Annotated in this window: 25 protein-coding genes; 9 read left to right on the top strand and 16 right to left on the bottom strand. The window is 70.7% G+C overall.

What is annotated here, in order from left to right; translation table 11 throughout:
• Positions 1–4: 4 nt before the first annotated feature.
• Genes nuoK through B7K25_RS07780 form a run of 12 tightly spaced genes read right to left on the bottom strand, consistent with a single transcriptional unit; the run spans position 5 to position 11,947 of the window.
• Positions 5–304: an NADH-quinone oxidoreductase subunit NuoK gene (nuoK, locus tag B7K25_RS07725; RefSeq protein WP_084105146.1), complete on the bottom strand. Its 300-nt coding sequence runs from the start codon at positions 302–304 to the stop codon at positions 5–7.
• Entirely contained in the window at positions 301–1,065 is a 765-nt protein-coding gene (locus B7K25_RS07730; protein ID WP_144018924.1) for an NADH-quinone oxidoreductase subunit J, read from the bottom strand. The genes nuoK and B7K25_RS07730 overlap by 4 nt, the downstream gene beginning before the upstream one ends.
• Entirely contained in the window at positions 1,058–1,837 is a 780-nt protein-coding gene (gene nuoI, locus B7K25_RS07735) for an NADH-quinone oxidoreductase subunit NuoI (protein ID WP_084105148.1), read from the bottom strand. Before nuoI ends, B7K25_RS07730 begins: the two co-directional genes overlap by 8 nt.
• Positions 1,834–3,183 carry an NADH-quinone oxidoreductase subunit NuoH gene (nuoH, locus tag B7K25_RS07740; protein WP_371328293.1) on the bottom strand — a complete coding sequence of 450 codons (1,350 nt, stop codon included), beginning with the start codon at positions 3,181–3,183 and terminating at the stop codon, positions 1,834–1,836. Before nuoH ends, nuoI begins: the two co-directional genes overlap by 4 nt.
• A complete protein-coding gene (locus B7K25_RS07745) occupies positions 3,183–5,693 on the bottom strand; it encodes an NADH-quinone oxidoreductase subunit G (protein WP_084105149.1) in 2,511 nt (836 codons plus the stop codon). The genes nuoH and B7K25_RS07745 overlap by 1 nt, the downstream gene beginning before the upstream one ends.
• Positions 5,690–7,015, bottom strand: coding sequence for an NADH-quinone oxidoreductase subunit NuoF (nuoF, locus tag B7K25_RS07750; RefSeq protein ID WP_084105150.1), 1,326 nt, complete (start codon positions 7,013–7,015; stop codon positions 5,690–5,692). Before nuoF ends, B7K25_RS07745 begins: the two co-directional genes overlap by 4 nt.
• Complete coding sequence (gene nuoE, locus B7K25_RS07755; RefSeq protein WP_084105151.1) at positions 7,012–7,665, bottom strand: NADH-quinone oxidoreductase subunit NuoE; 654 nt, start codon at positions 7,663–7,665, stop codon at positions 7,012–7,014. Before nuoE ends, nuoF begins: the two co-directional genes overlap by 4 nt.
• Complete coding sequence (locus B7K25_RS07760) at positions 7,662–9,005, bottom strand: NADH-quinone oxidoreductase subunit D (protein WP_084105152.1); 1,344 nt, start codon at positions 9,003–9,005, stop codon at positions 7,662–7,664. Before B7K25_RS07760 ends, nuoE begins: the two co-directional genes overlap by 4 nt.
• Positions 9,002–9,679 (bottom strand): NADH-quinone oxidoreductase subunit C, encoded by a 678-nt coding sequence (locus tag B7K25_RS07765; RefSeq protein ID WP_084105274.1) that lies wholly within the window; start codon positions 9,677–9,679, stop codon positions 9,002–9,004. The genes B7K25_RS07760 and B7K25_RS07765 overlap by 4 nt, the downstream gene beginning before the upstream one ends.
• A gap of 14 nt (positions 9,680–9,693) precedes the next feature.
• On the bottom strand, positions 9,694–10,245 hold the full coding sequence (locus B7K25_RS07770) for an NADH-quinone oxidoreductase subunit B (protein WP_084105153.1): 552 nt from the start codon (positions 10,243–10,245) through the stop codon (positions 9,694–9,696).
• Between the two features lie 6 nt (positions 10,246–10,251).
• Positions 10,252–10,614, bottom strand: coding sequence for an NADH-quinone oxidoreductase subunit A (locus B7K25_RS07775; protein WP_084105154.1), 363 nt, complete (start codon positions 10,612–10,614; stop codon positions 10,252–10,254).
• Positions 10,615–10,663: 49 nt separating this feature from the next.
• On the bottom strand, positions 10,664–11,947 hold the full coding sequence (locus tag B7K25_RS07780; RefSeq protein ID WP_234988120.1) for a geranylgeranyl reductase family protein: 1,284 nt from the start codon (positions 11,945–11,947) through the stop codon (positions 10,664–10,666).
• Positions 11,948–12,145: 198 nt separating this feature from the next.
• On the opposite strand from B7K25_RS07780, the gene B7K25_RS07785 reads away from it, so the two are divergent.
• Positions 12,146–13,399, top strand: coding sequence for a D-arabinono-1,4-lactone oxidase (locus tag B7K25_RS07785; RefSeq protein WP_084105156.1), 1,254 nt, complete (start codon positions 12,146–12,148; stop codon positions 13,397–13,399).
• A 78-nt stretch (positions 13,400–13,477) separates the two neighbouring features.
• On the opposite strand, the gene B7K25_RS07790 is transcribed toward B7K25_RS07785, so the two are convergent.
• The gene (locus B7K25_RS07790; protein ID WP_084105276.1) at positions 13,478–14,383 is read right to left on the bottom strand and encodes a helix-turn-helix transcriptional regulator; all 906 of its coding nucleotides are present in this window, start codon (positions 14,381–14,383) and stop codon (positions 13,478–13,480) included.
• 232 nt (positions 14,384–14,615) lie between these two features.
• Here B7K25_RS07790 and B7K25_RS07795 point away from each other — a divergent pair, with 232 nt between their 5' ends.
• The 3 genes from B7K25_RS07795 to B7K25_RS07805 all read left to right on the top strand — a co-directional run bounded on the left by B7K25_RS07795 (position 14,616) and on the right by B7K25_RS07805 (position 18,389).
• Positions 14,616–16,022 (top strand): MFS transporter, encoded by a 1,407-nt coding sequence (locus B7K25_RS07795; protein ID WP_234988121.1) that lies wholly within the window; start codon positions 14,616–14,618, stop codon positions 16,020–16,022.
• A gap of 48 nt (positions 16,023–16,070) precedes the next feature.
• Positions 16,071–16,898, top strand: a complete 828-nt coding sequence (locus B7K25_RS07800) for an SDR family oxidoreductase (protein WP_084105158.1) — start codon at positions 16,071–16,073, stop codon at positions 16,896–16,898.
• Positions 16,899–16,979: 81 nt separating this feature from the next.
• A complete protein-coding gene (locus tag B7K25_RS07805; protein ID WP_084105159.1) occupies positions 16,980–18,389 on the top strand; it encodes a sorbosone dehydrogenase family protein in 1,410 nt (469 codons plus the stop codon).
• A 12-nt stretch (positions 18,390–18,401) separates the two neighbouring features.
• Here B7K25_RS07805 and B7K25_RS07810 read toward each other — a convergent pair whose 3' ends face one another.
• Positions 18,402–18,782 carry a nuclear transport factor 2 family protein gene (locus tag B7K25_RS07810; RefSeq protein ID WP_084105160.1) on the bottom strand — a complete coding sequence of 127 codons (381 nt, stop codon included), beginning with the start codon at positions 18,780–18,782 and terminating at the stop codon, positions 18,402–18,404.
• Positions 18,783–18,793: 11 nt separating this feature from the next.
• Positions 18,794–19,927 carry a sorbosone dehydrogenase family protein gene (locus tag B7K25_RS07815; RefSeq protein WP_234988122.1) on the bottom strand — a complete coding sequence of 378 codons (1,134 nt, stop codon included), beginning with the start codon at positions 19,925–19,927 and terminating at the stop codon, positions 18,794–18,796.
• 465 nt (positions 19,928–20,392) lie between these two features.
• Between B7K25_RS07815 and B7K25_RS07820 the strand changes: the two genes are divergently transcribed.
• From B7K25_RS07820 to B7K25_RS07830, 3 genes are read left to right on the top strand one after another with little or no spacing between them, the layout of a single operon-like run.
• Positions 20,393–20,902, top strand: a complete 510-nt coding sequence (locus B7K25_RS07820) for a flavodoxin (RefSeq protein WP_234988123.1) — start codon at positions 20,393–20,395, stop codon at positions 20,900–20,902.
• A gap of 49 nt (positions 20,903–20,951) precedes the next feature.
• Positions 20,952–21,920, top strand: coding sequence for an aldo/keto reductase (locus tag B7K25_RS07825; RefSeq protein ID WP_084105163.1), 969 nt, complete (start codon positions 20,952–20,954; stop codon positions 21,918–21,920).
• Between the two features lie 53 nt (positions 21,921–21,973).
• Complete coding sequence (locus B7K25_RS07830) at positions 21,974–22,861, top strand: aldo/keto reductase (RefSeq protein ID WP_084105278.1); 888 nt, start codon at positions 21,974–21,976, stop codon at positions 22,859–22,861.
• 67 nt (positions 22,862–22,928) lie between these two features.
• Here B7K25_RS07830 and B7K25_RS07835 read toward each other — a convergent pair whose 3' ends face one another.
• Entirely contained in the window at positions 22,929–23,846 is a 918-nt protein-coding gene (locus B7K25_RS07835) for an aldo/keto reductase (protein WP_084105164.1), read from the bottom strand.
• Positions 23,847–24,000: 154 nt separating this feature from the next.
• On the opposite strand from B7K25_RS07835, the gene B7K25_RS07840 reads away from it, so the two are divergent.
• Positions 24,001–25,266 carry an isochorismate synthase gene (locus B7K25_RS07840; protein ID WP_234988124.1) on the top strand — a complete coding sequence of 422 codons (1,266 nt, stop codon included), beginning with the start codon at positions 24,001–24,003 and terminating at the stop codon, positions 25,264–25,266.
• 92 nt (positions 25,267–25,358) lie between these two features.
• Positions 25,359–26,012: a bifunctional 2-polyprenyl-6-hydroxyphenol methylase/3-demethylubiquinol 3-O-methyltransferase UbiG gene (locus B7K25_RS07845; protein ID WP_144018925.1), complete on the top strand. Its 654-nt coding sequence runs from the start codon at positions 25,359–25,361 to the stop codon at positions 26,010–26,012.
• The last annotated feature ends 14 nt before the right edge of the window (positions 26,013–26,026 follow it).

Genomic DNA, 26,026 nt, shown 5'->3' on the forward strand with positions numbered 1-26,026 from the left:
TCCATTAACCCTTCAGCTCGGCGGGCTCGTCGAGCGAGATGGTCTGGCGGGCGCGGAACACCGCGATGATGATCGCGAGACCCACCACCACCTCGGCGGCGGCGACGACCATGACGAAGAACGCCATGATCTGGCCATCGAGCTGACCGTGGAGACGGGAGAAGGCGACCAGCGCGAGGTTGGCCGCGTTGAGCATGAGCTCGACTCCCATGAAGGCGACGATCGCGTTGCGACGCAGCAGCACCGCGGCGGAACCGATCGAGAACAGGATCGCGGCGAGGTAGACGAAGTTGATGGCGTTCACTTCTCCCCCTCCGCCTCGGCCTGCGGGTTCTGGTGATCCTCGGGGTTCGCGGTGCTCTCGAGGCGGGCGCGGAACTCGTCGCCGTCGGACATCTGCTCACGCACCTCGAGCACGCGGGACACCGAGTGCTCGATGGGGTTGCCGTCCGGGTCGAGCGCGGGGACGTCGAGCGCGTTGTGTCGCGCGTACACGCCCGGCATGGGCTTGTTGACGGGGTCCGCGCCGGCGAGCACGCGAGCCGCATGCACCTCCGCCTGCGTCTTGCGCGGCAGCAGGCGCGGCGTGTGCGTCATGACGAGGGCGCCGACCGCGGCGGTGATGAGCAGCGCGCCCAGCACCTCCATGACCAGCACGTAGCGGTCGAACAGCACGAGGGCGATGTCCTCGGGGTTGCCCACCTGCTCCTCCTGGGGGGAGATGGACACGCGGCCGATCACGGAGATCAGCAGGATGGCCAGGCCGCCGGCGGTGAACAGCGCGATCCAGCGCTGGCCCCTGAGGGTCTCCTTGAGGTCCTCGCGCTGGTCGACGCCGACGAGCATGAGGACGAACAGGAACAGCATCATGACCGCGCCGGTGTAGACGACGATCTGGACGACGCCGAGGAACGGCGCCCCCAGCCCGACGTACGCGGCGGCGAGGCCGACCATCACGCACACGATCGACATCGCGATGTGCACGGCCTTGCGGGCGAACAGCAGCGCGAGCGACGGGATCACGGTGAGGAGCGCGACCACCCAGAACAGGACGGGGCTAACCACCGTAGCCTCCCATGCCAGTCTGCTGCTGGAGCTTGTGGCCCTCGGCGACCGGGTTCGGCTTCGCCCCGCCCGACGCGGCAGCGTGTGGCACGTGGCCCTCCCCGACTGGCCGGTTCTCGGGCAGCGTCGGGTCCTCGGGGCGGTTCTCCCGCACCCAGTCGACCTGGCTCTTCACGGCCTTGGTGACGTCGCCCTTGTAGTAGTCGTCGTCGACCGTGCCGGGCACCATCGGGTGAGGCGCGGCGAGCTGGCCCTCCGCGAGCGGAGCGAGCAGATCCTGCTTCTCGTAGATGAGGCCCTCGCGAGTGGGACCGGCCAGCTCGTACTCGTTGGTCATCGTGAGAGCGCGCGTGGGGCACGCCTCGATGCACAGGCCGCAGAAGATGCACCGCAGGTAGTTGATCTGGTAGACGCGGCCGTAGCGCTCACCCGGAGAGAACTGTGCGTCCTCGGTGTTCGAGTCGGCCTCGACGTAGATCGCGTCGGCCGGGCACGCCCAGGCGCACAGCTCGCAGCCGATGCACTTCTCGAGCCCGTCCGCGTAACGGTTGAGCTGGTGACGGCCGTGGTAGCGCGGCATCGGCGGGGTCTTCTTGTCCGGGTACTGCTCGGTGACCGTGGGGCGGAAGAAGTTCCGCAGGGTCACGCCGAAGCCGGCCACCGGCGCGAAGGTCTTCGCGATGGGCCCGTACTCGGGGAAGTTCGACTCGAAGCGCTGCGGCTCGCCGTCGCGCTCGCGATTCACCTTCCAGACGTCGTCGTGCTCGCTCATGCGGGCTCTCCTTCAGGATCGGCGGCGCCGGTGCGCGCCTCGACGGTCCTGCCGGACCGGGGCGACGCGGGCAGGGACTGGTGGGGCAGCGGGGGCACGGGGTAGCCGCCCGCGAAGGCGTCCAGCTCCTCGGGCTCGGGTTCGACCTCCGGCTCGGGCTCGCCCTTGACGAAGCTGATCACCGCGATGGTGAGCAGGATCGCCACGAGCCCGGCGACGGCGTCGAACACGTTGAGGTCGCGGCCCCAGCTCTCGAAGGCCTGGCGGCCGACGGCGAAGAACACGAGCCAGCCGAGGCCCACGGGGATGAGGATCTTCCATCCGAACTTCATGAACTGGTCGTAGCGGAAGCGCAGCAGCGAGCCGCGGATCCACACGAACACGAACATCAGCAGCCAGATCTTGATGATGAGCCAGATCGGCGGGAAGATCCCCGAGTTGAGGAACTCGGCGCCCGGCCACGAGGTGGGCCACGGCGCCCGCCAGCCGCCCATGAACAGCGTCGCCGCGACCGCGGACACGTTGATCATGTTCATGTACTCCGCGAGGAAGAACCACGCGAACTTCATGGACGAGTACTCGGTCATGAAGCCGGCGACCAGCTCGCCCTCGGCCTCAGGAAGGTCGAAGGGCAGACGGTTGGTCTCGCCGACCATGGAGATGACATACAGCACGAAGGCGGGGAACAGCGGCCAGATCCACCAGCGGTCGGTCTGCGACTCCACGATCCCGCTGGTCGACATGGTGCCGGCGAGCAGGAAGACGGTGACGAGCGCGAGGCCCATCGCGAGCTCGTACGAGATCACCTGGGCCGTCGAGCGGATCGCACCCATGAGCGGGTAGGTCGAGCCCGAGGCCCAGCCACCGAGCACGATGCCGTACACGCCGAGCGCGGCGCACGCGAGGATGAAGAGGACCGCGACGGGGAAGTCCGTCAGCTGCAGCGGCGTGTGGATGTCGGTGCCGGGGATGTGCGTCACCGGGCCGAACGGGATCACGGAGAAGATCAGGAACGCGCAGAACACCGAGATCGCCGGCGCCACGATGTACAGCACCTTGTCCGCCGCGCGGACGGTGATGTCCTCCTTGAACAGGAGCTTCATGGCGTCCATCACGGACTGGAACAGGCCGAACGGACCGTGGCGGTTGGGGCCGGGACGCTGCTGGAGGCGACCGATCACGCGGCGCTCGAACCACACGGCGAAGAGCACCGAGGTGAGCAGGAAGACCAGGATGATGACGGCCTTGATGATCGAGATCCAGATGGAGTCGTTCGCCAGCGCCTCCGTCACGGTGAGGTCGGCGGGATCCACCGCCTCCGCGGCGAGCATGCTCAGGCCGTGCATCAGATGCCTCCCTTGACGGTGACGAGGGCACCGGGCTCGACGCCCAGCTCCTGCGCGACCCACGAGCCCGGGGACTTGGCGGGAAGCCAGACCACACCGTCGACCATGTCGGTGACGACGACGGGCAGCTCGATCTCACCGCGGCGGTCGACCGACACGGTCACGACGCCGTCCTTGACGCCGATGCGCTCGGCAGTGGCGCTCGACACGCGGGCGACCGCTGTGCGGCCGGTGCCGGCGAGGTAGGGCTCGCCGTCCTGCAAGGCGCCCTCGTCCACGAGCAGGTGCCACGAGGCGAGCACGAGCTGGTCGCCGGACGCGCTGGCGGCCTTGGCAGGCTTCGCGGTGGGCGCCTTGACACGCTCGCCCTTGCCGGCGGCGCCGAGCTCGGCGAGCTGCTCGTTGACGTCCGCGACCGTCCCGACCTTGAGGTCGAGGCCGAGCTCGCGGCCCAGGAAGTCCAGAGCGCGGTGGTCCGAGATGGCGTCGGTGCGGATCGCCGTGGCGAAGCCGCGCAGGCGACCCTCCCAGTTGACGAAGGTGCCGGGCTTCTCCGACGGCGGCGCGACGGGGAGCACCACGTCGGCGTGGTCGGAGACCTCGGTGCGACGGACCTCGAGGGAGACCACGAAGTCGACCCGCTCGAGCGCGGCGCGCAGGTCCGACGTCAGGTCGGACGGCGTCACGCCTCCCACGACGAGGCCGGACAGGTCGCCGGCAGCCGCCGCGGCGATGATGCCGGCGGCGTCGCGTCCCGCGGTCCCCGGCAGGGCGTCCACGCCCCACGCCTGGGCGACCGTCGCGCGAGCGGCGTCGACAGCCGCGTCACGACCGCCGGGCAGCAGGCCGGGCAGAGCGCCGGCCTCCACGGCGCCGCGCTCTCCGGCGCGACGCGGGATCCAGGCGAGGCGGGCGCCCGTGCGCTTGGCGAGGCGCAGGGCCTCGGCGAGGGCGCCCGGAACCGAGGCGAGACGCTCGCCCAGGACGATGACCGCGCCCTGCTCAGCCAGCGCATCGGCGCTGTCCGAGCCGGACTTGATCGCGGCGAGGGCGGCGCCCTCGCCGCCGGGGGCGGTCTCGATGAGGCTCGCGGACAGCTTCTCGGCGCCGCGGGACAGGAACGGTGCGACGGTGAGGACGCGCTGACGGCCGACGGACTTGCGCAGGCGCAGGAAGACCACGCCGCCCTCATCCTCGGGCTCGAAGCCGACGAGCAGGACGGTCGGCGCCTTCTCGAGGTCCGCGAACGTCACGCCCAGACCGGTGCCGGCGACGGACGAGCCGAGGAACGCCTGCTCCTCGTCGGACGCGGCGCGGGTGCGCACGTCCACGTCGTTGGTGCCGAGCGCCACGCGGGCGAACTTCTGGTACGCGTAGGCGTCCTCGAGGGTGACGCGGCCGCCGGGCAGGACTCCCACGCCCTTCGCCTTCTTGTCGGCGGGCGTGCCGGTGCGACCCGCGGCTGCGCGCAGGCCCTCGGCCGCACGCGCGATGGCGTCGGGCCACGAGGCCTCGTGCAGCTCGCCATCCTCGCCACGCACGAGCGGACGCTCGAGGCGGTCCGACAGGTTCTGCCACGCGAACGCGAAGCGGTCCTTGTCGGTGATCCACTCCTCGTTGACGACGGGGTCGTTGTCCGAGAGGCGGCGCAGGATCTTGCCGCGGCGGTGGTCGGTGCGCAGCGCGGCACCCGACGAGTCGTGCTCGGAGATGCCCGCGCTGGACACCAGGTCGAACGGGCGCGAGCGGAAGCGGTAGGCCGCGCTGGTGAGCGCGCCCACGGGGCAGATCTGGACGGTGTTGCCCGAGTAGTAGGACGAGAACGCCTTGCCCGACTCGTCCTCGGCCGCGACGCCGATGGGCTCGTACCCGTCGAACTCGAGCACCTCCTCGTTGAAGGTGCCGATCTGCTGCATCGCTCCGCGGTTCTGCAGGTCGATGAACGCGTCTCCGGCGATCTCCTTCGAGAATCGCGTGCAGCGCTGGCACAGGATGCAGCGCTCGCGGTCCAGGAGGATCTCGGAGCTGAGGGGCAGCGGCTTCTCGAACACGCGCTTCACGTCGATGAATCGCGACTCGGGCCGGCCGTGGCTCAGCGCCTGGTTCTGCAGCGGGCACTCGCCGCCTTTGTCGCACACCGGGCAGTCGAGCGGGTGGTTGATGAGCAGCAGCTCCATCACGCCCTCCTGCGCCTTCTTGGCGTCGTCGGACGTGTCCTGGGTGTTGACGATCATGCCGTCCATCGCCGTCATCGTGCACGACGCCTGCGGCTTGGGGAACGGACGCACGTTGCCCTCGCGGTCCGGCGCGGCGACATCCACGAGGCACTGGCGGCACGCGCCGGCCGGCTTCAGCAACGGGTGGTCGCAGAAGCGCGGGATGTTGATGCCCACCTGCTCGGCGGCGCGGATGATGAGGGTGCCCTTGGGGACCGTCACCTCCTTGCCGTCGATGGTGAGGGTGACGGTCTCGACGGCCTCGGCGGTGGCCTTGTCCGCGGTCGAGGTCATGCGTGCGCCTCCTCGGTCGCCTGGGAAGTCTCGTATTCGAACAGCGCCGATGCGGCGTGGTCGAACGGGCATCGCCTCTCGCTCACGTGCTGCTCGTACTCCTCGCGGAAGAGCTTCACGGAGCTGGTGATACAGCTGGTCGCGCCGTCGCCGAGCGCGCAGAAGGCGCGCCCGAGGATCGACTCGCAGGTGTCCAGCAGCTGCTGGATGTCCGCGTCGGTGCCGTGCCCGTCCTCGAGGCGCTCGAGGATCTGCGACAGCCAGAACGTGCCCTCGCGGCACGGCGTGCACTTGCCGCAGGACTCATGCTTGTAGAATTCGGTCCAGCGGGTGACCGCGCGGACCACGCAGGTGGTCTCGTCGAAGATCTGCAGCGCGCGGGTGCCGAGCATGGAGCCTGCCGCACCGACCGACTCGTAGTCGAGCGGGGTGTCGAGGTGCTCCGCGGTGAACAGCGGCGTGGACGAGCCACCCGGCGTCCAGAACTTCAGCTCCTTGCCGCCGCGCATGCCACCGGCCATGTCGATGAGCTCGCGCAGGGTGATGCCCAGGGGAGCCTCGTACTGGCCGGGGCGCTCGACGTGGCCGGACAGCGAGAACAGTCCCATGCCCTTCGAGCGCTCGGTGCCCAGGGAGGTGAACCACTCGACGCCGCGGTCGATGATGGCCGGCACGGACGAGATCGACTCGACGTTGTTGACGACCGTCGGGCGCGCGTACAGGCCCTCGACGGCCGGGAACGGCGGCTTCAGGCGGGGCTGGCCGCGCCGTCCCTCGAGGGAGTCCAGCAGCGCCGTCTCCTCGCCACAGATGTAGGCGCCGGCGCCGGCGTGCACCGTGACGTCGAGGTCGTAGCCGGAGCCGTGGATGTTCTTGCCGAGGTGCCCGGCGGCGTACGCCTCGCGGACGGCCTGCAGCAGGCGGCGGTACACGTGGACCACCTCGCCGCGCAGGTAGATGAAGGCGTGGTTGCAGCCGATGGCGAAGGACGTGATCGCGACGCCCTCGACGAGGATGTGCGGCGCCGACAGCATGGTCGGGATGTCCTTGCAGGTGCCGGGCTCGGACTCATCGGCGTTCACCACGAGGTAGCGCGGCTTGCCGTCGTCGGGCGGCAGGAAGCCCCACTTCATGCCCGTGGGGAAGCCCGCGCCTCCGCGGCCGCGGAGGCCGGAGTCCTTGACGGCCTGGATGATGTCGGCGGGCGGCATGCCCAGCGCCTTCTTGAGGGCGCCGTAGCCGCCGGCGTTCTCGTACGTGCCGAGCTTCCAGGACTGCTCGGCGTCCCAGGTCGCGCTCAGGACGGGCGTCAGATCGGTCACTTCGCGTCCTCCCAGCCCTGCTCGCGGGCGACCTTGAGCCCCACCACCGTGGGTTCGCCCAGGCCCTGGTCCTCGTCGGCGCGGCCGTCCTCGAAGCCCGCGAGCACGCGCGAGACCTCCTTGAACGGCGCGACCTTGGCGGGCCCGCGCGTGGGCACCACGTCGCGGCCCTCGAGGATGTCGTCCACCACGCGCAGCGCGCGGTCGGGCGTCATGTTGTCGAAGAACTCCCAGTTCACCATCATCACCGGCGCGTAGTCGCACGCGGCGTTGCACTCGAGGCGCTCGAGAGTGATCTTGCCGTCGGCGGTCGTCTCGTCGTGGCCGATGCCGCAGCGCTCGGAGACCTGTCGCCAGATCTCGTCGCCGCCCATGATCGCGCACAGCGTGTTGGTGCAGACTCCCACCTGGTACTCGCCGTTGGGGCGGCGCTTGTACTGGGTGTAGAACGTCGCGACGGCGCTCACCTCGGCGCTGGTCAGGTCGACCTGGTTCGCGCAGAACGCGATGCCGTCGGGGCTGACGTAGCCGTCCACCGACTGCACGAGGTGCAGCAGCGGCAGCAGGGCGGAGCGCTTGACGGGATAGCGGCCGAGGATCTCGGCCGCGTCCTGCTCGAGCTGTGCGAGCGCGTCTGCGTCGTAGGTCATCGGTCGACGCCTCCCAGGACCATGTCGATCGAGGCGATGGCGACCACGACGTCGGCGACCTGGCCGCCCTCGCACATGATGCCCAGCGCCTGCAGGTTGTTGAAGCCGGGGTCGCGGAAGTGCGCGCGCCACGGCTTGGTGCCGCCGTCGGAGACCAGGTGCACGCCGAGCAGGCCCTTGGGGCCCTCGATGGCCTGGTACACCTGGCCGGCCGGCACGTCGAAGCCCTCGGTCACCAGCTTGAAGTGGTGGATGAGGGCCTCCATGGACTCGCCCATGATGTGGCGGATGTGGTCGAGCGAGTTGCCCTGGCCGTCGGGGCCGAGGGCCAGCTGCGCCGGCCACGCGATCTTCTTGTCGGCGACCATCACCGGACCGTCGCCCAGCTGCTCGAGGCGGTCGGCGCACTGCTCGACGATCTTGAGCGACTCGTAGCACTCCTCCATGCGCAGCACCATGCGCGACCAGGCGTCCTGCTCGGTGCTGGTGGGGACCTGGAAGTCGTAGGTCTCGTACCCGCAGTACGGGTCGGACTTGCGCAGGTCGTAGGGAAGGCCCGTCGCGCGCAGGATCGGGCCCGTGATGCCGAGCGCCATGCACGCGGACAGGTTGAGCTCGGCCACGCCCTTGAGTCGGCCCTGGAGGATGGGGTTCTTCAGCTGGAGCGCGATGAGCTCGTCGAGGCGCTGACGCACCAGCGGGATCATCTCGCGGATCATCGCGATGCCGTTGTCCGGCAGTCCCTGGGCGACGCCGCCGGGACGGATGTAGGCGTTGTTGGTGCGCAGGCCGGTGATCGCCTCGATGACGCGGAACGTGTCCTCGCGGCCGATGAAGGCCGTCGTCATGATGGTGGTCGCGCCCAGCTCGTTGCCGCCGGTGCCGACCGCGACGAGGTGCGATCCGATGCGGGTCAGCTCCGCCATGAGGACGCGCAGGATCGACGCGCGCTCGGGGATGTCGTCGGTGATGCCCAGCAGCTTCTCGATGCCGAGGCAGTAGACGAGCTCCTGGCTCATGGAGGCGACGTAGTCCATGCGGGTGCAGAACGTGACGCCCTGCGTCCACGTCCGGAACTCCATGTTCTTCTCGATGCCCGTGTGGAGGTAGCCGATGCCGGCACGGGTCTCCGTGACCGTCTCGCCCTCGATCTCGAGCATCACGCGCAGCACGCCGTGCGTCGACGGGTGCTGGGGGCCCATGTTGACGACGATGCGCTGCTGGCCGAGGCGCTTGGCCTCGTCCAGGACCTCGGACCAGTCGCCGCCGTAGACGGTGTACTCGGGGGCGTCAGGGTCCTCGACGAAGGCCCCGGTCGCGTGCGCGGTCTGGGTGCTCATCGGTACTGCCTCCGCTCGTCGGGCGAGGGGATCTCTGCGCCCTTGTACTCGACGGGGATGCCGCCGAGCGGGTAGTCCTTGCGCTGCGGGTGGCCGACCCAGTCGTCCGGCATCTCGATGCGGGCGAGCGACGGGTGGCCCTCGAACACGATGCCGAAGAAGTCCCAGGTCTCGCGCTCGTGCCAGTTGTTCATCGGGTACACCGACGTGACCGACGGCATGCGGGCGTCGCCGTCCGCGACGGCGACCTCGAGACGCAGGCGGCGGTTGTGGGTGATGGACTGCAGCGGGAACACCGCGTGCAGCTCGCGACCCGTGTCGGCCGGGTAGTGCACGCCGGACACGCCCAGGCACATCTCGAAGCGCAGGTCCTGGTCGTCGCGCAGGTGGCGGCATACGTCGAGCAGGTGCTCGCGGGCGATGTACAGCGTCAGCTCGCCGCGGTCGACCACGACGTACTCGATGGCCTCGTCCGCGGCGTCGCCGAGCAGCTCCGTGAGGATGTCCACCACGCCGTCGAACCACTCGCCGTACGGGCGCTCGGCCGCGCCCGGCATCTGGACGCGGTCGACGAAGCGGTCGAAGCCGGACGTGTCGCCCTTGGCGCCGAAGAGCCCCTCGCGCACGTTGATGAGCGTGAGCGGCTGGCGGCCTTCGGGAGCGCTCGCCTGCATGTCGGTTCCGTCGCTCACCGCAGCAGCCCCTTCATGTCCGACGTGGGCGTCGCCTCGAGGGCGGCGCGCTCCGCTGCCGCGGCAATCTCGCGGCGGTTGGCGCCCATGGGGCGGTTACGCACCTGGTCCTGGAGCTCGATGAGCGCGTTGATGAGCATCTCGGGACGCGGCGGGCAGCCCGGGAGGTAGATGTCGACCGGCACGACGTGGTCGACGCCCTGGACGATCGCGTAGTTGTTGAACATGCCGCCGGAGGACGCGCACACGCCCATCGACAGCACCCACTTGGGCTCGGGCATCTGGTCGTACACCTGGCGCAGGATCGGCGCCATCTTGTTCGATACGCGGCCGGCCACGATCATCATGTCCGCCTGACGCGGCGAGCCACGGAAGACCTCGGAGCCCAGGCGCGAGATGTCGAACCGCGACGTGCCGGTTCCCATCATCTCGATCGCGCAGCACGCGAGGCCGAAGGTCGCCGGCCACAGGGAGCCCGCGCGGGCCCAGCCGACGAAGTCCTCGACGGCTCCCAGCATGAACGGAGGTGCGCTCTCTTCAATACCCATGTCAGATCAGTCCCACTCGAATCCGCCGCGGCGCCACTCGTACACGAAGGGGATCGTGATGAGGGCGAGGAAGGTCATGGTCGCGATGAGCCCGAACCAGCCGAGCGCGTCGTGCGCGACGGCCCACGGATACAGGAACACCACCTCGATGTCGAAGATGATGAAGGTCATCGCGACCAGGTAGTACTTGATGGGGATGCGTCCGCCGCCGATGGCGCCGGGGGTCGGCTGCAGGCCGGACTCGTACTTGTCGACCTTGGCCGAGTTGTAGCGCTTGGGTCCGCCCACGAGCGAGCTCACCACCAGGCCGGCGACGGCCATGGCCGCGGCGAGGCACACCATCACCACGATCGGCACGTACGGATTCACTGGTTCGCTCCCCTGTTGTTCATTCGGTCGTTCGTCGTCCGGCCGCGCCTCATGCTGCGGGCGCGATCCGGGTGAGGGTTGACATCAGTCTGTCGGCCCAGTCTCCACCCCGCGGCTCGTAGACGTCTGCCAAGAGTTTATGCGTGAACTGCATGATGACCGGCCGCGGGAGACCGTACCGGGTGCACGCCCGCATGACGGCCGGCTTGGAGATGAGCTGCGCGAACACGCGGCCCAGGCTGAAGTAGCCGCCCAGGTCGTCCTTCATGCGCGTCGCGTAGGCCGCGAGCGCGGCCTCCTTCGCCTCGTCCGTCGACGCCTCGCGCCAGGCGACGGCCTGCTCGGCGGCGCGGCGAGCGGCCTGCATCGCGTAGGCGATCCCCTCGCCGTTGAACGGGTTGACCATGCCGCCCGAGTCGCCGATGAGCATCATGCCGGGCACATAGTGCGGCTGACGATTGAAGGCCATAGGGATCGCGGCGCCCTGCACCTTGGCGACCGGAGCGTCCGCGTCGAAGCCCCAGCCTTCCGTGCCGTGGCGCACCCAGTTGTCGAACAGCGCGCGGTGGTCGAGCTTCGAGGGGCTCCCGTTGGGGCTCAGGGTGCCGAGGCCGACGTTGGCGGTGCCGTCGCCGAGGGGGAAGATCCAGCCGTAGCCCGGGAGCAGGTCCGAGCGCTCGGGCTCGCCGCTCCAGATGGTGAGGTGGCCCTCCATCCACTCCTCGTCGTGACGAGCGGTCTCGAAGTACGTGCGCACCGCGACGCCCATGGGGCGGTTGTCCATGCGTTCGAGACCCAGGCCCAGCGCGATGCGGGCGCTCACGCCGTCGGCGGCGATGACGAGCGGCGCGGAGTAGGTGACCTCGTCACCCGTCTTGCGGCCCTTCTCGTCCGTCTCGCGGGCGGTGACTCCGGTGATGCGACCGGTGCGCTCGTCCCGCACGGCGCCGGTGACGAACCAGCCCTCGCGGACATCGGCACCCGCGGCACGGGCGTGCTCGGCGAGCTTGTGGTCGAAGCTCGCGCGCGGAAGTGACAGGCCGTAGCTGGGGAACGAGTCCTGCTCGTGCCACGGGAACTCGAGGCGGTGTCCGCCTCCCACCATGCGCAGCCCCCAGTTGGGGATCCAGCCGTCTTCTCGAGGCGTGGGCAGGCCGATGAGCTCGAGCTCGCGCACGGCGCGCGGGGTGAGCCCGTCGCCGCAGACCTTCTCGCGCGGGAAGCGAGACTTCTCGAGTGCGATGACGTCGAAGCCCTCGCTCGCGAGGTAGCGAGCGGCCGCCGAGCCGCCGGGGCCGGCGCCCACGACAATGACATCGGCGGTGCTTTTCACGCCACAAGCCTAGTCGTTGTGAGCGGGTGGTCACGAACGAGAAAATCGCCCCTCCCCGCACAAAAAAGGCAACTTCAGTGTTGCGTAAATAGTCTCCGCCGCTCCCGACGGCGCCTCGGGGCGCATTCCCCGGGCGCTTCGCCGCCGCGGCGGGACGCGGAGGAGCGCGATCCGACGGCCCACGCCTAGGCTCGGCGCATGAGCATCGGAGCCACCTGGGCGGGTACCCACACCTTTGGCGCGGAGGGCCTCGTCGAGGCCGCCACCATCGACGAGGTTCGCGAGGCGGTCGCGTCCACCGCGGGCCCGATCAGGGCCCTCGGCACGCGCCACAGCTTCAACGATCTCGCCGACACCACGGGCACCCTCGTCACCGTCACGGGCATCGACCCTGACCCGGTGCTCGACGAGGCCGCCCGCACGGTGACGGTCGGAGCCGGCACGCGCTACGGCATCCTCGCCGGGTGGCTCGAGGGCCGCGGCTGGGCACTGCACAACATGGGCTCGCTTCCCCACATCTCCGTCGGCGGCGCGGTCGCGACGGGCACCCACGGCTCGGGAGTCACGAACGGCTGCCTGTCGGACGCCGTCGCGGCGCTCGCCTACGTCGACGCCTCCGGAGGGCTGCGCACCGCGCGGCGCGGCGATCCGGGCTTCGAGGGCCTCGTGGTGGGGCTCGGCGCGTATGGCATCGTCGTCCGCCTGACCCTCGACATCCAGCCGAGCTACCGCGTCCGGCAGGACGTCTACCGCGACCTGCCGTGGGGCGTCCTCCTCGACGACCTGCCCGCAGTGATGGGCGCGGGCTACTCGGTGAGCGCCTTCACGATGTGGGCGGAGGACACCGTCCAGCAGGTCTGGCGCAAGACGCGCATCGGGGTCGGGGACGCGCCCGAGGCCAGCTGGCTCGGCGCCCGGTTCGAACGCGCCGAGGAGGCCGGGCTGGTGGGCGTCGATCCGTCCAACCTCACCGTCAAGGGCGGGCTCGAGGGCCCGTGGCTCGAGCGGCTCCCCCACTTCCGCCTCGACTCGACCCCCTCGAATGGCGACGAGATCCAGACCGAGTACTTCGTCGCGCTCGCCGATGGCGCCGACGCGCTCCGTTCCGTCCGGGCGCTCGCCGATGACATCGCGCCTCACCTGCTCATCACCGAGCTGCGCACTGTCGCCGCCGACGAGCTGTGGCTGTCGGGCGCCTACGAGCGCGACACCCTCGCGATCCACTTCACCTGGCGCAACCAGCCCGAGGCCGTCGCCGGGCTCACGCCCCGCATCGAGGCGGCCCTCGAGCCCTTCGGCGCCCGCCCGCACTGGGGCAAGGTCCACACCATGACGGCCGATGCGGTCGCCGCCGTCACGCCCCGGCTCGCCGACGCTCGGGCACAGTTCGAGGCGCTCGACCCCGCCGGCAGGTTCGCCAACGCGCACCTGCGCCGGCTCGGGGTGCGGTGAGCGAGAACTTCTACCCCCTCGACGAGGCTCGCTGCGCTTCGCCGGGGAGTCGGCCCACGCCAGACTGCGAGGCGACTCTCAGGAAGGCTCGGACTCACTCTCGAGGGAGCTCGCTGCGACCGAGTCCGTGGGCGCCATGCTGTCGAGCAGCACGAACTGATCGTGCTCAGGGCTCCCGGGCTCTGCGTAGTACGAGAGCATGCCGAGTCCGTCGGGGCCCTCGAGCCTCATCGCCTGGTATCCGACGCGCATGTCACCGACCACCGGGTGGTGCAACCGCTTGTGGCCCGTCGTCGGAGGAGCGACGTCGTAGCGCTCCCACATGCCCGCGAACTCAGGGCTCTTGACGAGCAGCTCCCCCACGAGCTCGCGCAGATCCGCCGCGTCAGGCTCAGTCGCGGCAAGCGTCCGAAGCCCAGACACGACGCCGGTGAGCTGCCCGGTCCAATCTCCGTAGAGCGCCTTCGCGCCCGGATGAAGGAAGGCGAACCTCGCCTCGTTTCGCTTCGCTGCGGGCCAGTCCTCGATACCTGGCAGCATTCCCAGTCCTCCGGGGTTCCATGCGAGCACGTCCCCGATCCGGTTGGTGACATAGGCGGGAAACGGCCGCAACCTCTCCAGCAACAACGTCACGCCTAGGCCGACGGGGCGCCGTGAGCTCACCCGACTGACGAGGTCCCGTCGCTCCGACTGGACAGCCAGACGCTGAAGGTGATGCCGCTCATCCTCGTTGAGGTCGAGCGCGCGGGCCAACGACTCGACGACCGCGACGCTGGGATGGCGTTCGGTGCCGCGCTCGAGTCGGATGTAGTAGTCGATGCTGATCCCCGCGAGAGCCGCCAGCTCTTCGCGCCTCAGGCCCGGAGTACGGCGGACACCGGCCCCACGGACGAGGCCGACGTCCTCCGGGGTGAGGCGATCGCGGCGACTGCGCAGGAAGACGCCCAACTCGGTGCCAGGGCTCGAAGGGGTCGAGGAGTTCATGACCTCCATCATGACCCTCGGACGATCCGCTTGCCAGGCAGTCGCGCTCCCTGGCTCAGCCCGGTCTGTCACAGCGCGGGCGGACGCGCGAGAGTGAGACCAACGTTCGCCTCCGGGCCGCAGTGCCGGTCGCGAGTCCATCCCGACGCCCGGCGTCGCCTCCCCAAGGAAGTCCCCCATGTCCTCACGTGTGTCATCGTCCGCCCCGGCTCGCCGGTGGGCCACTCTCGCTGTGGTCTCCATCGCCCAGCTCATGATCGTCCTCGACGGCTCTGTCGTGAACATCGCACTGCCTGACGCCCAGCAGGCGCTCGGCCTGTCCGACGTTGCACGCCAGTGGGTCGTCACTGCGTACGGGTTGGCCTTCGGCGGCCTGCTGCTGGTCGCGGGCCGCGTCGCCGATCGCTTCGGCCGTCGCACCATGCTCATGATCGGACTCATCGGCTTCGCGATCGCCTCGGCGATCGGTGGAGCCGCCGTGAATGGTGAGATGCTCATTGCCGCACGCGCCCTCCAGGGAGTCTTCGCGGCGCTGCTCGCACCGTCGATCCTGTCACTCCTGACGCTGACCTTCCCGAGCGGGCGCGACCGCGCGACCGCGTTCGGCGTCTTCAGCGCGGTGGCCGCAGGCGGAGGCGCCGTGGGCCTGCTGCTGGGAGGCATGCTCACGGAGTGGACCACCTGGCGGTGGACGCTGCTCGTGAACGTCGTGATCGCGATCCCGCTCATCATCGTCGCACCTGCGGTCGTGCCGCGGACCGGCCGCGGGGACGGCGTGGCGCGCATCGACCTCCTCGGCGCCGTGCTCGCGACCGGCGGACTGGTGTCGCTGGTGTACGGCTTCACTCGCGCCGAGATCCAGGGTTGGGGCGCTCCACTCACGCTCACAATGTTCGCCGTCGCGGCCGTCCTGCTGGTGGCCTTCGTCGTCGTCGAGTCGCGGATCCGGAACCCGCTGCTTCCCCTGCGCGTCGTCACGGACCGCAACCGAGGCGGCGCCTACCTCGCGACGGCGTTCGCGATCATGGCCATGTTCGGTCAGTTCCTCATCATGACCTACTACTTCCAAGAGACGCTCGGCTACAGCCCGATGCAGGCGGGCCTCGCATTCATCCCACTCACCGTGTGCCTCGCGATCGGCTCGACCCAGGTGGGCGCGCGCCTCGCGACGCGCGTCGCGCCGCGCGTGGTGATGGCCTCCGGCTACCTCGTCGCCGCCGCCGGGTTCGGCAGCTTCGCCCTGCTCGGCACGGACAGCCCGTACTGGGCCATCCTGCCGGGGCTGATGCTGCTCGGCCTCGGCACGGGCACCGCGGGTGTCGCTGCCACGGCGCTCGGGACGTTCGGCGTCGAGCCCAGCGACGCCGGCATCGCCTCGGCGATGGTGAACACCTCTCAACAGATCGGCGGCGCGATCGGAACGGCGATGCTCGCCACCATCGCCGCGAGCGTCACCGCTGCGGTGGATGGCGGCGGCGAGGTCGCCACCATGACGGGCTACACCGTCGCGTTCTGCGTCGCCGGGGTGCTCATGCTCGGCGCGGTCGCGGCTGCGCTGCTGCTCGTCAACGCCCGGCCCGACGTCGCCGGCACCCAGGACGACCAGCACGAGTCGGAACTTGCACCGGTCGCGCACTGACCGCCAGAACTGCACAATCGACAACGACCTCGACACCAGGAGACAACCATGAAGACGAACGAGGTGGCCGTGCTCATCGGCACCGGAAGCATCGGGCTCGCGGCCGCACGCCGCGCGGCGGTGGGCCGACAGCTGCTGCTCGCCGACTACAACGAGGCGCAGCTCGCGGCGACAGCCGAGCTGCTGCAGGGCGAGGGCTACGACGTCCACACGCACGTGACGGACGTATCCGACCCCGACGCCGTCGCGGCGCTGGCTGACGCCGCAGCCGCTCTGGGCCCGGTCACGCGCCTGGTGCACGCCGCGGGCGTCTCGCCCGTCCAGGCGAGCACCGAGCGCGTCATCGAGGTCGACCTGCTCGGCACGGCCTACGTGCTCGAGGAGTTCGGGCGCGTGGTGTCGGCAGGCGGCTCGGGCATCGTCATCGCGAGCATGGCCGGCCACATGGGCCCGGGGTTCCCCAGCGAGCTCGAGCACGCCCTGGCCTACACGCCGACCGCGGAGCTCGCGGCGCTGCCGCAGCTCGAGGCAGGGGCGGTGGGCGACTCCGGCGCGGCGTACACGCTCGCGAAGCGCGCCAACGCGCTGCGCGTGCTGGCTGCGGCAGTCCCGTGGGGCGCGCGCGGCGCGCGCGTCAACTGCCTGAGCCCGGGCATCATCTCCACGCCCCTCGCTCGCGACGAGATGAACGGCCCCATGGCCGAGGGATACCAGGCGATGATCGCGACGTCGGCCGCAGGCCGGATGGGCACTCCCTCCGAGGTCGGCGACCTCGCGGCCTTCCTGTTCGACCAGACCGGCGGCTTCATCACCGGTGCCGACATCCTGATGGACGGCGGCGTGATCGCTGCGATGAAGGCCGGCCAGCTGGGCTGATGTTGAAGCCACCCCATCCGGCCCGAGCCAGGCACTGACGCTGCCTGTCTCACGCCGGCGGGGCGTGCCTACAGTCGACAGATGGCAGCGACATCAGCGACTGGAACGACCGCACCGCGCCGCGCGAGCATCGCATTCGCCACGGGTGCGATGCTCGCGGGGCTAACCGCCTGCTCGGGCGAGCCCGAGCCGCCGGACACGGGCCTGGGCGCGACAGCATCGGCACCGACCTCCGCCGCGCCAGCCAGCCCGGAGGCGGCGACGCCCTCCCCGAGCGACGAGCCCGCGCCGCCCGCCGGGCCCGGAGAGCTGGCACCGGTCACGCTCACGACCGCCGATGGCACCGATGCCGGTTCCGCCGAGGGACGCGACGTGAGCATCCCGCAAGGATGGAGCGCGGAGGTCTGGGCCGACGTGCCAAGGGCGCGACTCGCCGCATGGGCGCCGGATGACAGGCTCGTGGTGTCCTCGGGCCGCGCGGGCGTCGTCACGCTGCTCACACCCACGTCGCCGGGCGCCGCGCCCGATCAGGTGACTCTGCTCGACGGGCTGAGCAACCCCCAGGGCGTGGAGTTCACCGAGTACGAGGGCGCCGATGTGCTCGTCGTCGGCGAGAGCGACCGCATCGTCATGTGGGACTATGCCGACGGCTCCGTGTCGAACGAACGGGTGCTCATCGACGGCCTGCCCACCGACGGCCATGGATCGAAGGGCATCACCGTCCACGACGACGTCGTCTACTACAGCCTCGGCTCGGCCGAGAACCGCGATCCCGCCGATCGGGACGCCGACCCCGAGCGGGGCACGGTCTGGAGCGTCGGACTCGATGGCTCCGGCCCTGAGCTCGTCGCCTCCGGTGTGCGCAACGGCTTCGCCCTCGACATCGCGCCGGACGACACCCTGTTCGTCGCGGTGAATCACGCGGACAACCAGCCGTACCCGTTCCAGGACGACACCGGCCAGTACGGCGACGTGGTTCGCGACTACGTCAACGAGAACCCCATCGAGCAACTCACCCGCGTGATGCCTGGGATCGACCTCGGCTGGCCCCTGTGCGTGCCCGACACTCGCGACAGCGCCGACGGCACCGACCTGCCGTTCGTGCCAGACCCCGAGAACAACCCGGACGAGCAGGAGCTCGACTGCTCGAGCATCCCGAACACCATGGTGGGCCTGCCGTCCCACTCCGCTCCGCTCGGACTCGCGTTCACCGCGGGCACGGCCCTCGAGTCGAGCCTGGGCAGCGGCGCGCTCGTCACGGCGCACGGGTCGTGGAACCGCGAGCCTCCGCGACCGCCGTACGTCGCGTTCAGCGCGTGGAACTCCGAGGCCCAGGCCCTCGAGGCGCCCGTGGAGATGGTCACTGGGTTCCAGAGCGACGACGGCTCGCGGTGGGGTCGGGCAGTCACCGCGGTGCCCGGCGGGGACGGATCGCTGTACGTGACGGACGACGAGGCAGGGCTGGTCTACCGGCTCACGCCCGGCTCCTGAGCCGCGCCTCGGTCAGGACAGGTCGGCGCGCGAGCTCACGATCCGCCACGAATCCGCAGTACGCACGAGCGACATCTCGACGCGGAGCGGCCACGTCCCGCGCGACCCCCAGATCGTGGCGGTGACCAGGCTGCGCGCGCGCAGGACCGCGGCGTCGCCGTCGAGCTCGACCACCACGGACCGGTCCTCCACCCGGTGGTACTGCATCTGGCCGCCCGCGATCTGGTTGAGCCAGTCCGCCTTGTCCTGACGGGCGCCGCCGATGTGGGTGGCCACGAAGCCGTCGGCGAGCAGCGACTCGAGCACGTCCACGCGGCGCGCGATCAGCGCCTCGCATTGGCGCTCGTACACGGCGCGCACCGCCGCCTCGTCGCCCTGCGCCTGCTGGGACATGTCCGCTCGCCTCACCTCTCGAGCGCGACCGTCGCGACGCGGTCGTCCCCGTCTCGCGGCTCGCCGAAGTACGAGCCCGTGTTGCCGGTCACCATCCACAGTCGCCCGTCGGGACCCTCGGCCACCGCGCGAAGGCGGCCGACGGCGCCCTGGTAGTGGTCCTCGTGCTCCGCCGGACGCGCGACCGGGACCGTGCGCAGCACCTCGCCACGAAGATTCGCGATCATGATGGTGCCTCCGACGATGGCGATGCCGCTGGGGCTCGCCTCCGCGGGCGTCCACTGCTGCACCGGGTCCGTGTACTCGCCCCCGGAGTCCCCCTCGGCGACCGGCCACCCGTAGTTCGCGCCCGGCTCGATGATGTTGAGCTCGTCCCAGGTGTCCTGCCCGAACTCGCTCGCGAACATGGTCCCGTCTGCCGCCCAGGCGAGTCCCTGGACGTTGCGGTGGCCGTAGCTGTAGACGTACGAGTCGGGGAAGGGGTTGTCCGCCGGCACCTCTCCGTCAGGCGTCATGCGCAGGATCTTCCCTGCGAGCGAGTCCACTTCCTGGGCCTGCTCGCGGTCGTCGTTGTCGCCCACGGCCGCGTACAGCATGCCGTCCGGACCGAAGGCGATGCGCCCACCGTTGTGCGTCCGGCCCGCGGGGATTCCGTCGATCAGCGTCTCCGGCTCGCCCAGCGACAGCGATCCCGGCCGTCCATCGAGCTCGAAGCGCTGCACGCGGTTGCCGTCCACGCCCGTCGAGAAGGCGTACAGGCGGCCCGCGTCGTCGAGCGCGAGTCCCAGCAGGCCGCCCTCGGACACGCTCGGGTCGAGACCGCCCACGGTGCCCACCTCGCGCACGGATCCTTCAGCCGTGATCTCGAGCACACGCCCGGAGTTGCGCTCGCTCACTAACGGCGCCTCGCCGAGGAAGACCACCGACCAGGGATTGGCGAGGCCCGTCACGACGTCGACGGGGTCGCCCGCGGGCGTCACCTCGGCGACATCGACTGACGGGGCAGGGCTGGGCAGGGCCGATGCGCTCGCGGACGGCGACGTCGTCGCTGGCGGCGCGGAGGTCGCGGCGCTCGCGACGGCGGATGGCGCAGGGTCGTCGCCGTCCCGGCCCGTGCAGCCCGTCGTCACGATGGCCGTGGCCACTGCCGCCGCTGCCCAGGAACTCCCGCGCCGAGATCTCACCATCCCTCGACGCTATGTGCCGAGCGCGAGGCTTCGCCAGGCCGCGCCACTACCCCCGTGGCCTGAAGGGGGCCACGGTGCTGCCTCCCTCGCCCCGCGGACCGGACGTACCGTCGAGAGGAGAGAGCCGCCGGCGCGAGCGCGCCGTCACGCCAGGCGAAGGGAGGCCCGATGGCGACTGGCCGCTTCGCCCGCCGCGCGCTTCTGCGCGCGGGACTGGGAGCGGGTGCCGCGGGCATCCTTGCTGCCTGTGCACCCACCACGCCGCCGTCACGGACCTCGCCGTCTGCTCGGGCGCTCACGCCCGGCTCGACGCCACCGCCACCCCAGACGCTGCCATCCCAGACGCAGCCATCCCGAACGACCAGCGCCGAGCCCGCGGACACGCCCTCCGACCAGCCGGAGCAGGATCACCGCCGAGTCCTGATGGCCTCGTTCTCGCGCGCGGGTGAGAACTACTGGAACGGAGGCAGGCGCGTGCTCGAGGTCGGCAACACCGACCTCGTCGCGGGGATGATCGCGGACCTGGTCGACGTCGACACGTATCGCATCGAAGCAGCCGAGCCGTACCCGTTCGGGTACGAGCCGACCGTCGAACGCAACTGGGCCGAGGTCCAGGCCGATGCACGACCGGCGATCGCGCGTTCCCTGCCTCCGGTCGGCGTCCACGACGTCGTGCTGTTGGGCAGCCCCGTGTGGGCCATGCAGGAGCCGATGATCATGCGCACGTTCATCGACGGCATGGACGCCTTCGCCGGCGTCACCGTGCTGCCGTTCGTGACCTATGCGGTGAGCGGCTTCGGCAGCGTGCTCGACGACTACGCGCGGCTGTGCCCGGACGCGACGCTGGGACAGGGGCTCGCGATTCGCGGCGAGGAGGCGGCCGATGCGCTGTCGAGCGTGCGGTCGTGGCTGTCCGCTGTCGGGATGCTGTGACCGCGGCACTGGGTTTGGCTGGCAGGACCACCTCGACGAAGGAGAGATCATGAAGACACGTCAGCTGGGAACGAGCGGACTGGAGGTCTCGGCGATCGGCCTAGGCTGCATGATGCTGCGGGACCCCGACACCGCGCCGGACGTCATCCGGGCCGCCGTCGACAGCGGGATCACCCTGTTCGACTCGGCCGAGGCGTACGGGCCGCTCACGAACGAGGAGCTGGTCGGGCGCGTGCTCGCCCCCGTGCGCGACCAGGTCGTGATCGCGACCAAGTTCGGCTTCGCGATCGACCCCGACACCGGCGAGCGACACGGCGAGCTCGACAGCAGCCCTGACCACATCCGCGCCGCGGTGGAGGGCTCGCTGCGGCGCCTGGGCACCGACCACATCGACCTGCTGTATCAGCACCGGGTCGACCCCGACGTTCCCATCGAGGATGTCGCGGGAGTCGTCAAGGGCCTCATCGAGGAGGGCAAGGTCGGCCACTTCGGCCTGTCGGAGGCGGGCGTGGACACCATCCGCCGCGCGCACGCCGTGCAGCCGCTCACGGCGCTCCAGAGCGAGTACTCGCTGTGGTGGCGCGAGCCCGAGCAGGAGATCCTGCCGACCCTTCGCGAGCTCGGCATCGGGTTCGTGCCCTTCAGCCCGCTGGGCAAGGGCTTCCTCACGGGCTCCGTCTCCGGAGCGCTGAGCGAGGACGACTGGCGCAAGGCCTTCCCGCGCTTCACGCCGGAGATGATCGAGTCCAGCCAGGGTCTGGTCGATCTGCTGTCTCGCGTCGCCGAGCGCCGCGGCGCGACCCCCGGCCAGGTCGCGCTGGCGTGGATCCTCGCGGCCGAGCCGTGGGCGGTGCCGATCCCCGGCACGCGACGCGTGGAGCGGCTCGAGGAGAACGCTGGTGGGGCCGACGTCGATCTCACGGCCGACGACCTTGCCGAGATCGACGAGGTCGCGACGCCGCTGCAGATCACGGGCGACCGCTACCTCCCCGCGATGCAGAAGCACATCGACCGGTGACGGCCACCCGCAGGCTCGGCGCGCTCACCGTCGCGCCCATCGGGCTGGGCTGCATGGGGCTGAGCGCGAACTACGGGACGCCGCCACCACGCGCTGACGCCATCACGCTGATGCGCCGCGCCGTCGACCTGGGCGTCACGATGTTCGACACCGCGGAGATCTACGGGCCGCACACCAACGAGGAGCTCGTGGGCGAGGCCCTCGAGCCCGTGCGCAACCAGGTGGTCATCGCGACCAAGTTCTGGCGCGCCGGCTCGGAGCGCGACATCCGCTCCTCGGTGGAGGGCTCACTGCGACGGCTCCGCACCGACAGGATCGACCTGCTGTACGCGCATCGGCTCGGCGAGGGGCTCGCGGTGGAGGACGTGGCCGGGACGGTCGCCGACCTCGCTCGCGAGGGCAAGGTCGGTGCCTTCGGCCTGTCCGAGGTGGGCGCCGCGACCATCCGGCGGGCGCACGCGGTGATGCCACTCGCGGCGGTGCAGAACGAGTACTCGCTGTGGGCGCGGGAGTCTGAGGGCGCGGTCTTCGACACGGTGGACGAGCTCGGCATCGGCTTCGTGCCGTGGAGCCCGCTCGGCCAGGGCTTCCTCACCGGCACCGTGCGGCCCGGACAGCAGTTCGGGCGCGGCGATGTGCGCTCGTTCTTCCCGCGGTTCACCACAGACGCGCTTGCGGCGAACGCGCCGCTCGCCGACGCCGTCGTGGAGCTCGCGCAGCGCGTCGGCGTGACCCCGGGCCAGCTCGCCCTCGCCTGGGTGCTGGCACAGAGGCCGTGGATCGTCCCGATCCCCGGCACCCGGCGCATCGGCCGTCTGGAGGAGAACGTCGCCGCGGCGACGCTCGACGTGGATCCGGAGGTTCTCGGCGAGCTCACGAGCACCGCCGACCGGATCAGGGTGCGCGGCGCCCGCGGCACGGGCCGCGAGAGCTACTCCTGAGACGTCGAACGCCCCCGGCCGCGCACGGGCTGCCGGGGGAGTCGGGCGTCAAGGTCAGGCGCGCTGATCAGGCCTCGGGGATCTCGAAGCTCACGAAGCGCTCGTCCATCTCGGCCGATGCCATCCACGCGCTCGCGCCGGTGTCGAGGGCGTCGATCCGGTCGAGCTCGTCGTCCGTGAGCGAGAAGTCGAAGATGTCAAAGTTCTCCGCGATGCGGCCCGGGTTGACGGACTTGGGGATCGCCGAGCGTCCCTGCTGGACGTGCCAGCGGAGCATGACCTGCGCGGGCGTCTTGCCGTGCCCTGAGCCGATCTCGCCGATCACCGGGTCCTCCAGGGTGCTGCGCTGGGTGTCATCCGTCTCGCCGGACATGAAGCCGGGGTAGAAGGTGATGCCGCCGATGGGCGACCAGGCCTGGGTGAGGATGCCGAGCTCCGCGTGGCGCTGCTGCAGCGGCTTCTGCTGGGCGTACGGGTGCAGCTCGATCTGGTTGACGGCCGGCACGATCTCGGTCGCGTCGGCCAGGTTGTCGAAGTCCTCGAGCTGGAAGTTGGACACGCCGATCGCGCGCACCTTGCCGTCGGCGTAGAGCTGCTCGAGCGCGCGGTAGGCGCCGATGGTCCGGTCGAACATCGTGGCCAGCGGCTGGTGCAGGATCAGCAGGTCCAGGTAGTCGAGACCCAGCTTCGCGACCGCCTTGACGTAGGCGTGCAGGGTCTCCTCGTAGCCGAAGTCGCTGACCCAAACCTTGGTCTCGACGAACACGTCCTCGCGGCCGACGCCGGAGGCGCGCAGCCCCTCGCCGACGCCGGCCTCGTTGAAGTAGGACGCGGCCGTGTCGATGTGCCGGTAGCCGGTCTCGAGCGCGGTCGCGACGACCTTCGCGGTCTCGTGGGGCGGGGTCTGGAAGACGCCATAGCCGAGCGCGGGCAAGACGACGCCGTTGTTGAGCGTGAGATTCGGGATCGTGTTCTCGGTGGTCATGGTTCCACCGTACGAGTCCCGCCGCGGTCGAGGCAGGGAGCGATGCTCACCCCCTCGCGGGGAACATCCGTCGGCGGGCGGGTCTCCACACGTGATCCGCGATGCGCCTCCGGCGGCGGCGAAGCGCGAGCCAGGAGCGACGTAGTCTTGCCGGGTGAGCGTGCAAGCCGCGACCCCCGGGCCGCTGACCGTCCGGACCGTCGCGATCGATCCCCCCGAGGACCTGCTGGCGACGATGCCGGTGCCAGGGATCTCGTGGATCCGCCGCGGCGAGGGCATGGTCGCCTGGGGAGAGGTCGCACGCTTCGACTCCGCGGGCGCCGGACGGATCGACCAGGCCGACGCCTGGTGGCGCCGGGTCACCCGGCACGCCGTCGTCCGAGACGACGTCCACCGCGCCGGGACCGGGCTGATCGCGTTCGGCTCCTTCGCCTTCGCTGACGGCTCGGCGGCGGGCGGCTCCCTCGTGGTGCCCCGCTACGTCGTCGGCCTGCGCGGCGACGAGGCCTGGCTCACCGTCATCTCCGAGGACGGCCACGCGGCGATGCCCGCCTTCGGCGACGTGGCCGCCCACGACACCCAGGTTCCGCCCGTCCCCGCGGTGACGATCGACGCCGGCGACCGCGAGGCCTGGTCGAGCGCGGTCGCCCAGGCCGTCGAGCGCATCGGCGCCGGGGAGCTCGAGAAGGTCGTGCTCGCCCGTGCCGTCGAGGCGCGTGCCGAGGGCCCGGTGGACGTGCGCTCGCTGCTCACGACGCTCGCCGCCGACTACCCGAGCTGCTGGACCTTCCACGTCGACGGCCTCGTCGGCGCCACGCCCGAGCTGCTCGCGCGCGTCGATCACGGACTGGTGACGTCGCGCGTCCTCGCCGGCACCATCCGGCCGACGGGCGACGAGGTCGCGGACCTCGCGCACGCCGCCGCCCTCGCACGCTCCTCGAAGGACCGCGAGGAGCACGAGTACGCAGTCCGCTCGGTGACCCAGGTGCTCGAGTCCCACTGCGGATCCGTCAACGTCCCCGAGGAGCCGTCCGTCCTGCACCTGCCCAACGTCATGCATCTCGCGACCGACGTGACGGGCGTGCTGAGCCACAACGCCAGCGCGCTCGAGCTGCTGCGCGAGCTGCACCCGAGCGCCGCGGTGTGCGGGACGCCCACGCTCACGGCAGCGCGCGTCATCGACGAGCTCGAGGGCCTGGACCGTGGCCGCTACGCCGGCCCGGTCGGATGGATCAACGCGGCGGGCGACGGCGAGTGGTGCATCGGCCTGCGCTCCGCGGAGCTGTCCGCGGAGGACCCCACGCGCCTGCGTCTGTTCGCCGGCTGCGGCATCGTCGCGGCGAGCGAGCCAGACGCCGAGTGGGCGGAGTCGGAGGCGAAGCTCGAGCCGATGCGCCGGGCCCTGTCCTCCCGCGTCTGACGTTGCCCCTCCCCAATGTCGGTGGATGCTGGCACAGTGGGAGATGTCAGGTCGAGCGTCACCAGGCAGCACGTCACCCCGTGGAGGCGAACATGTCCCAGTCCCACGCCCACACCGCCGTCGAGCCCATGCACGACTTCAGCCGCTCGTCGTGGGAGGAGCGCTACCAGTCCAGGCCGGCAGTGTGGTCCGGGCAGCCCAACCAGCCGCTCGTCGACGAGATCGAGCACCTGGCCGAGCCCGGCACAGCTCTCGAGGTGGGCTGCGGCGAGGGCGCCGATGCGGTGTGGCTGGCCGGGCAGGGGTGGCTCGTCACGGCCGTGGATCTGTCCGCGACGGCGCTCGAGCGCGCCGCCGTGCTGGCGGCCGATGCGGGCGTCGCCCAGCACATCACGTTCACCGATGCGCCGGTCGAGGACGTCATCGAGGGCGCGGGCGGCTTCAACCTCGTGACCTCGCTCTACACCCACCCCGAGCAGGGCAGCCGGTGGCTCGTCGAGACGCTGGCGCCCGCGGTGGCGCCGGGCGGGATGCTGCTCGTCATCGGCCACCACCCCACTGACCCCCACGCCGCCGACCATCCCGACCTGCGCGACGCAGCCTTCGACGCCGCGACGGTGGCCGACGCCCTCGATCGGGATGCGTGGGAGGTGTCCGCGACCATCCGCGAGCGCACCACGCGCGCCGCCGATGGTCACGAGCGACTCTGGCGGGACTCGGTGCTCGCGGCTCGGCGCCACGGCTGAGCCGCACGGCCGCA

It is taken from the genome of Demequina sp. NBRC 110056, from assembly GCF_002090155.1.
Lineage (GTDB): Bacteria > Actinomycetota > Actinomycetes > Actinomycetales > Demequinaceae > Demequina.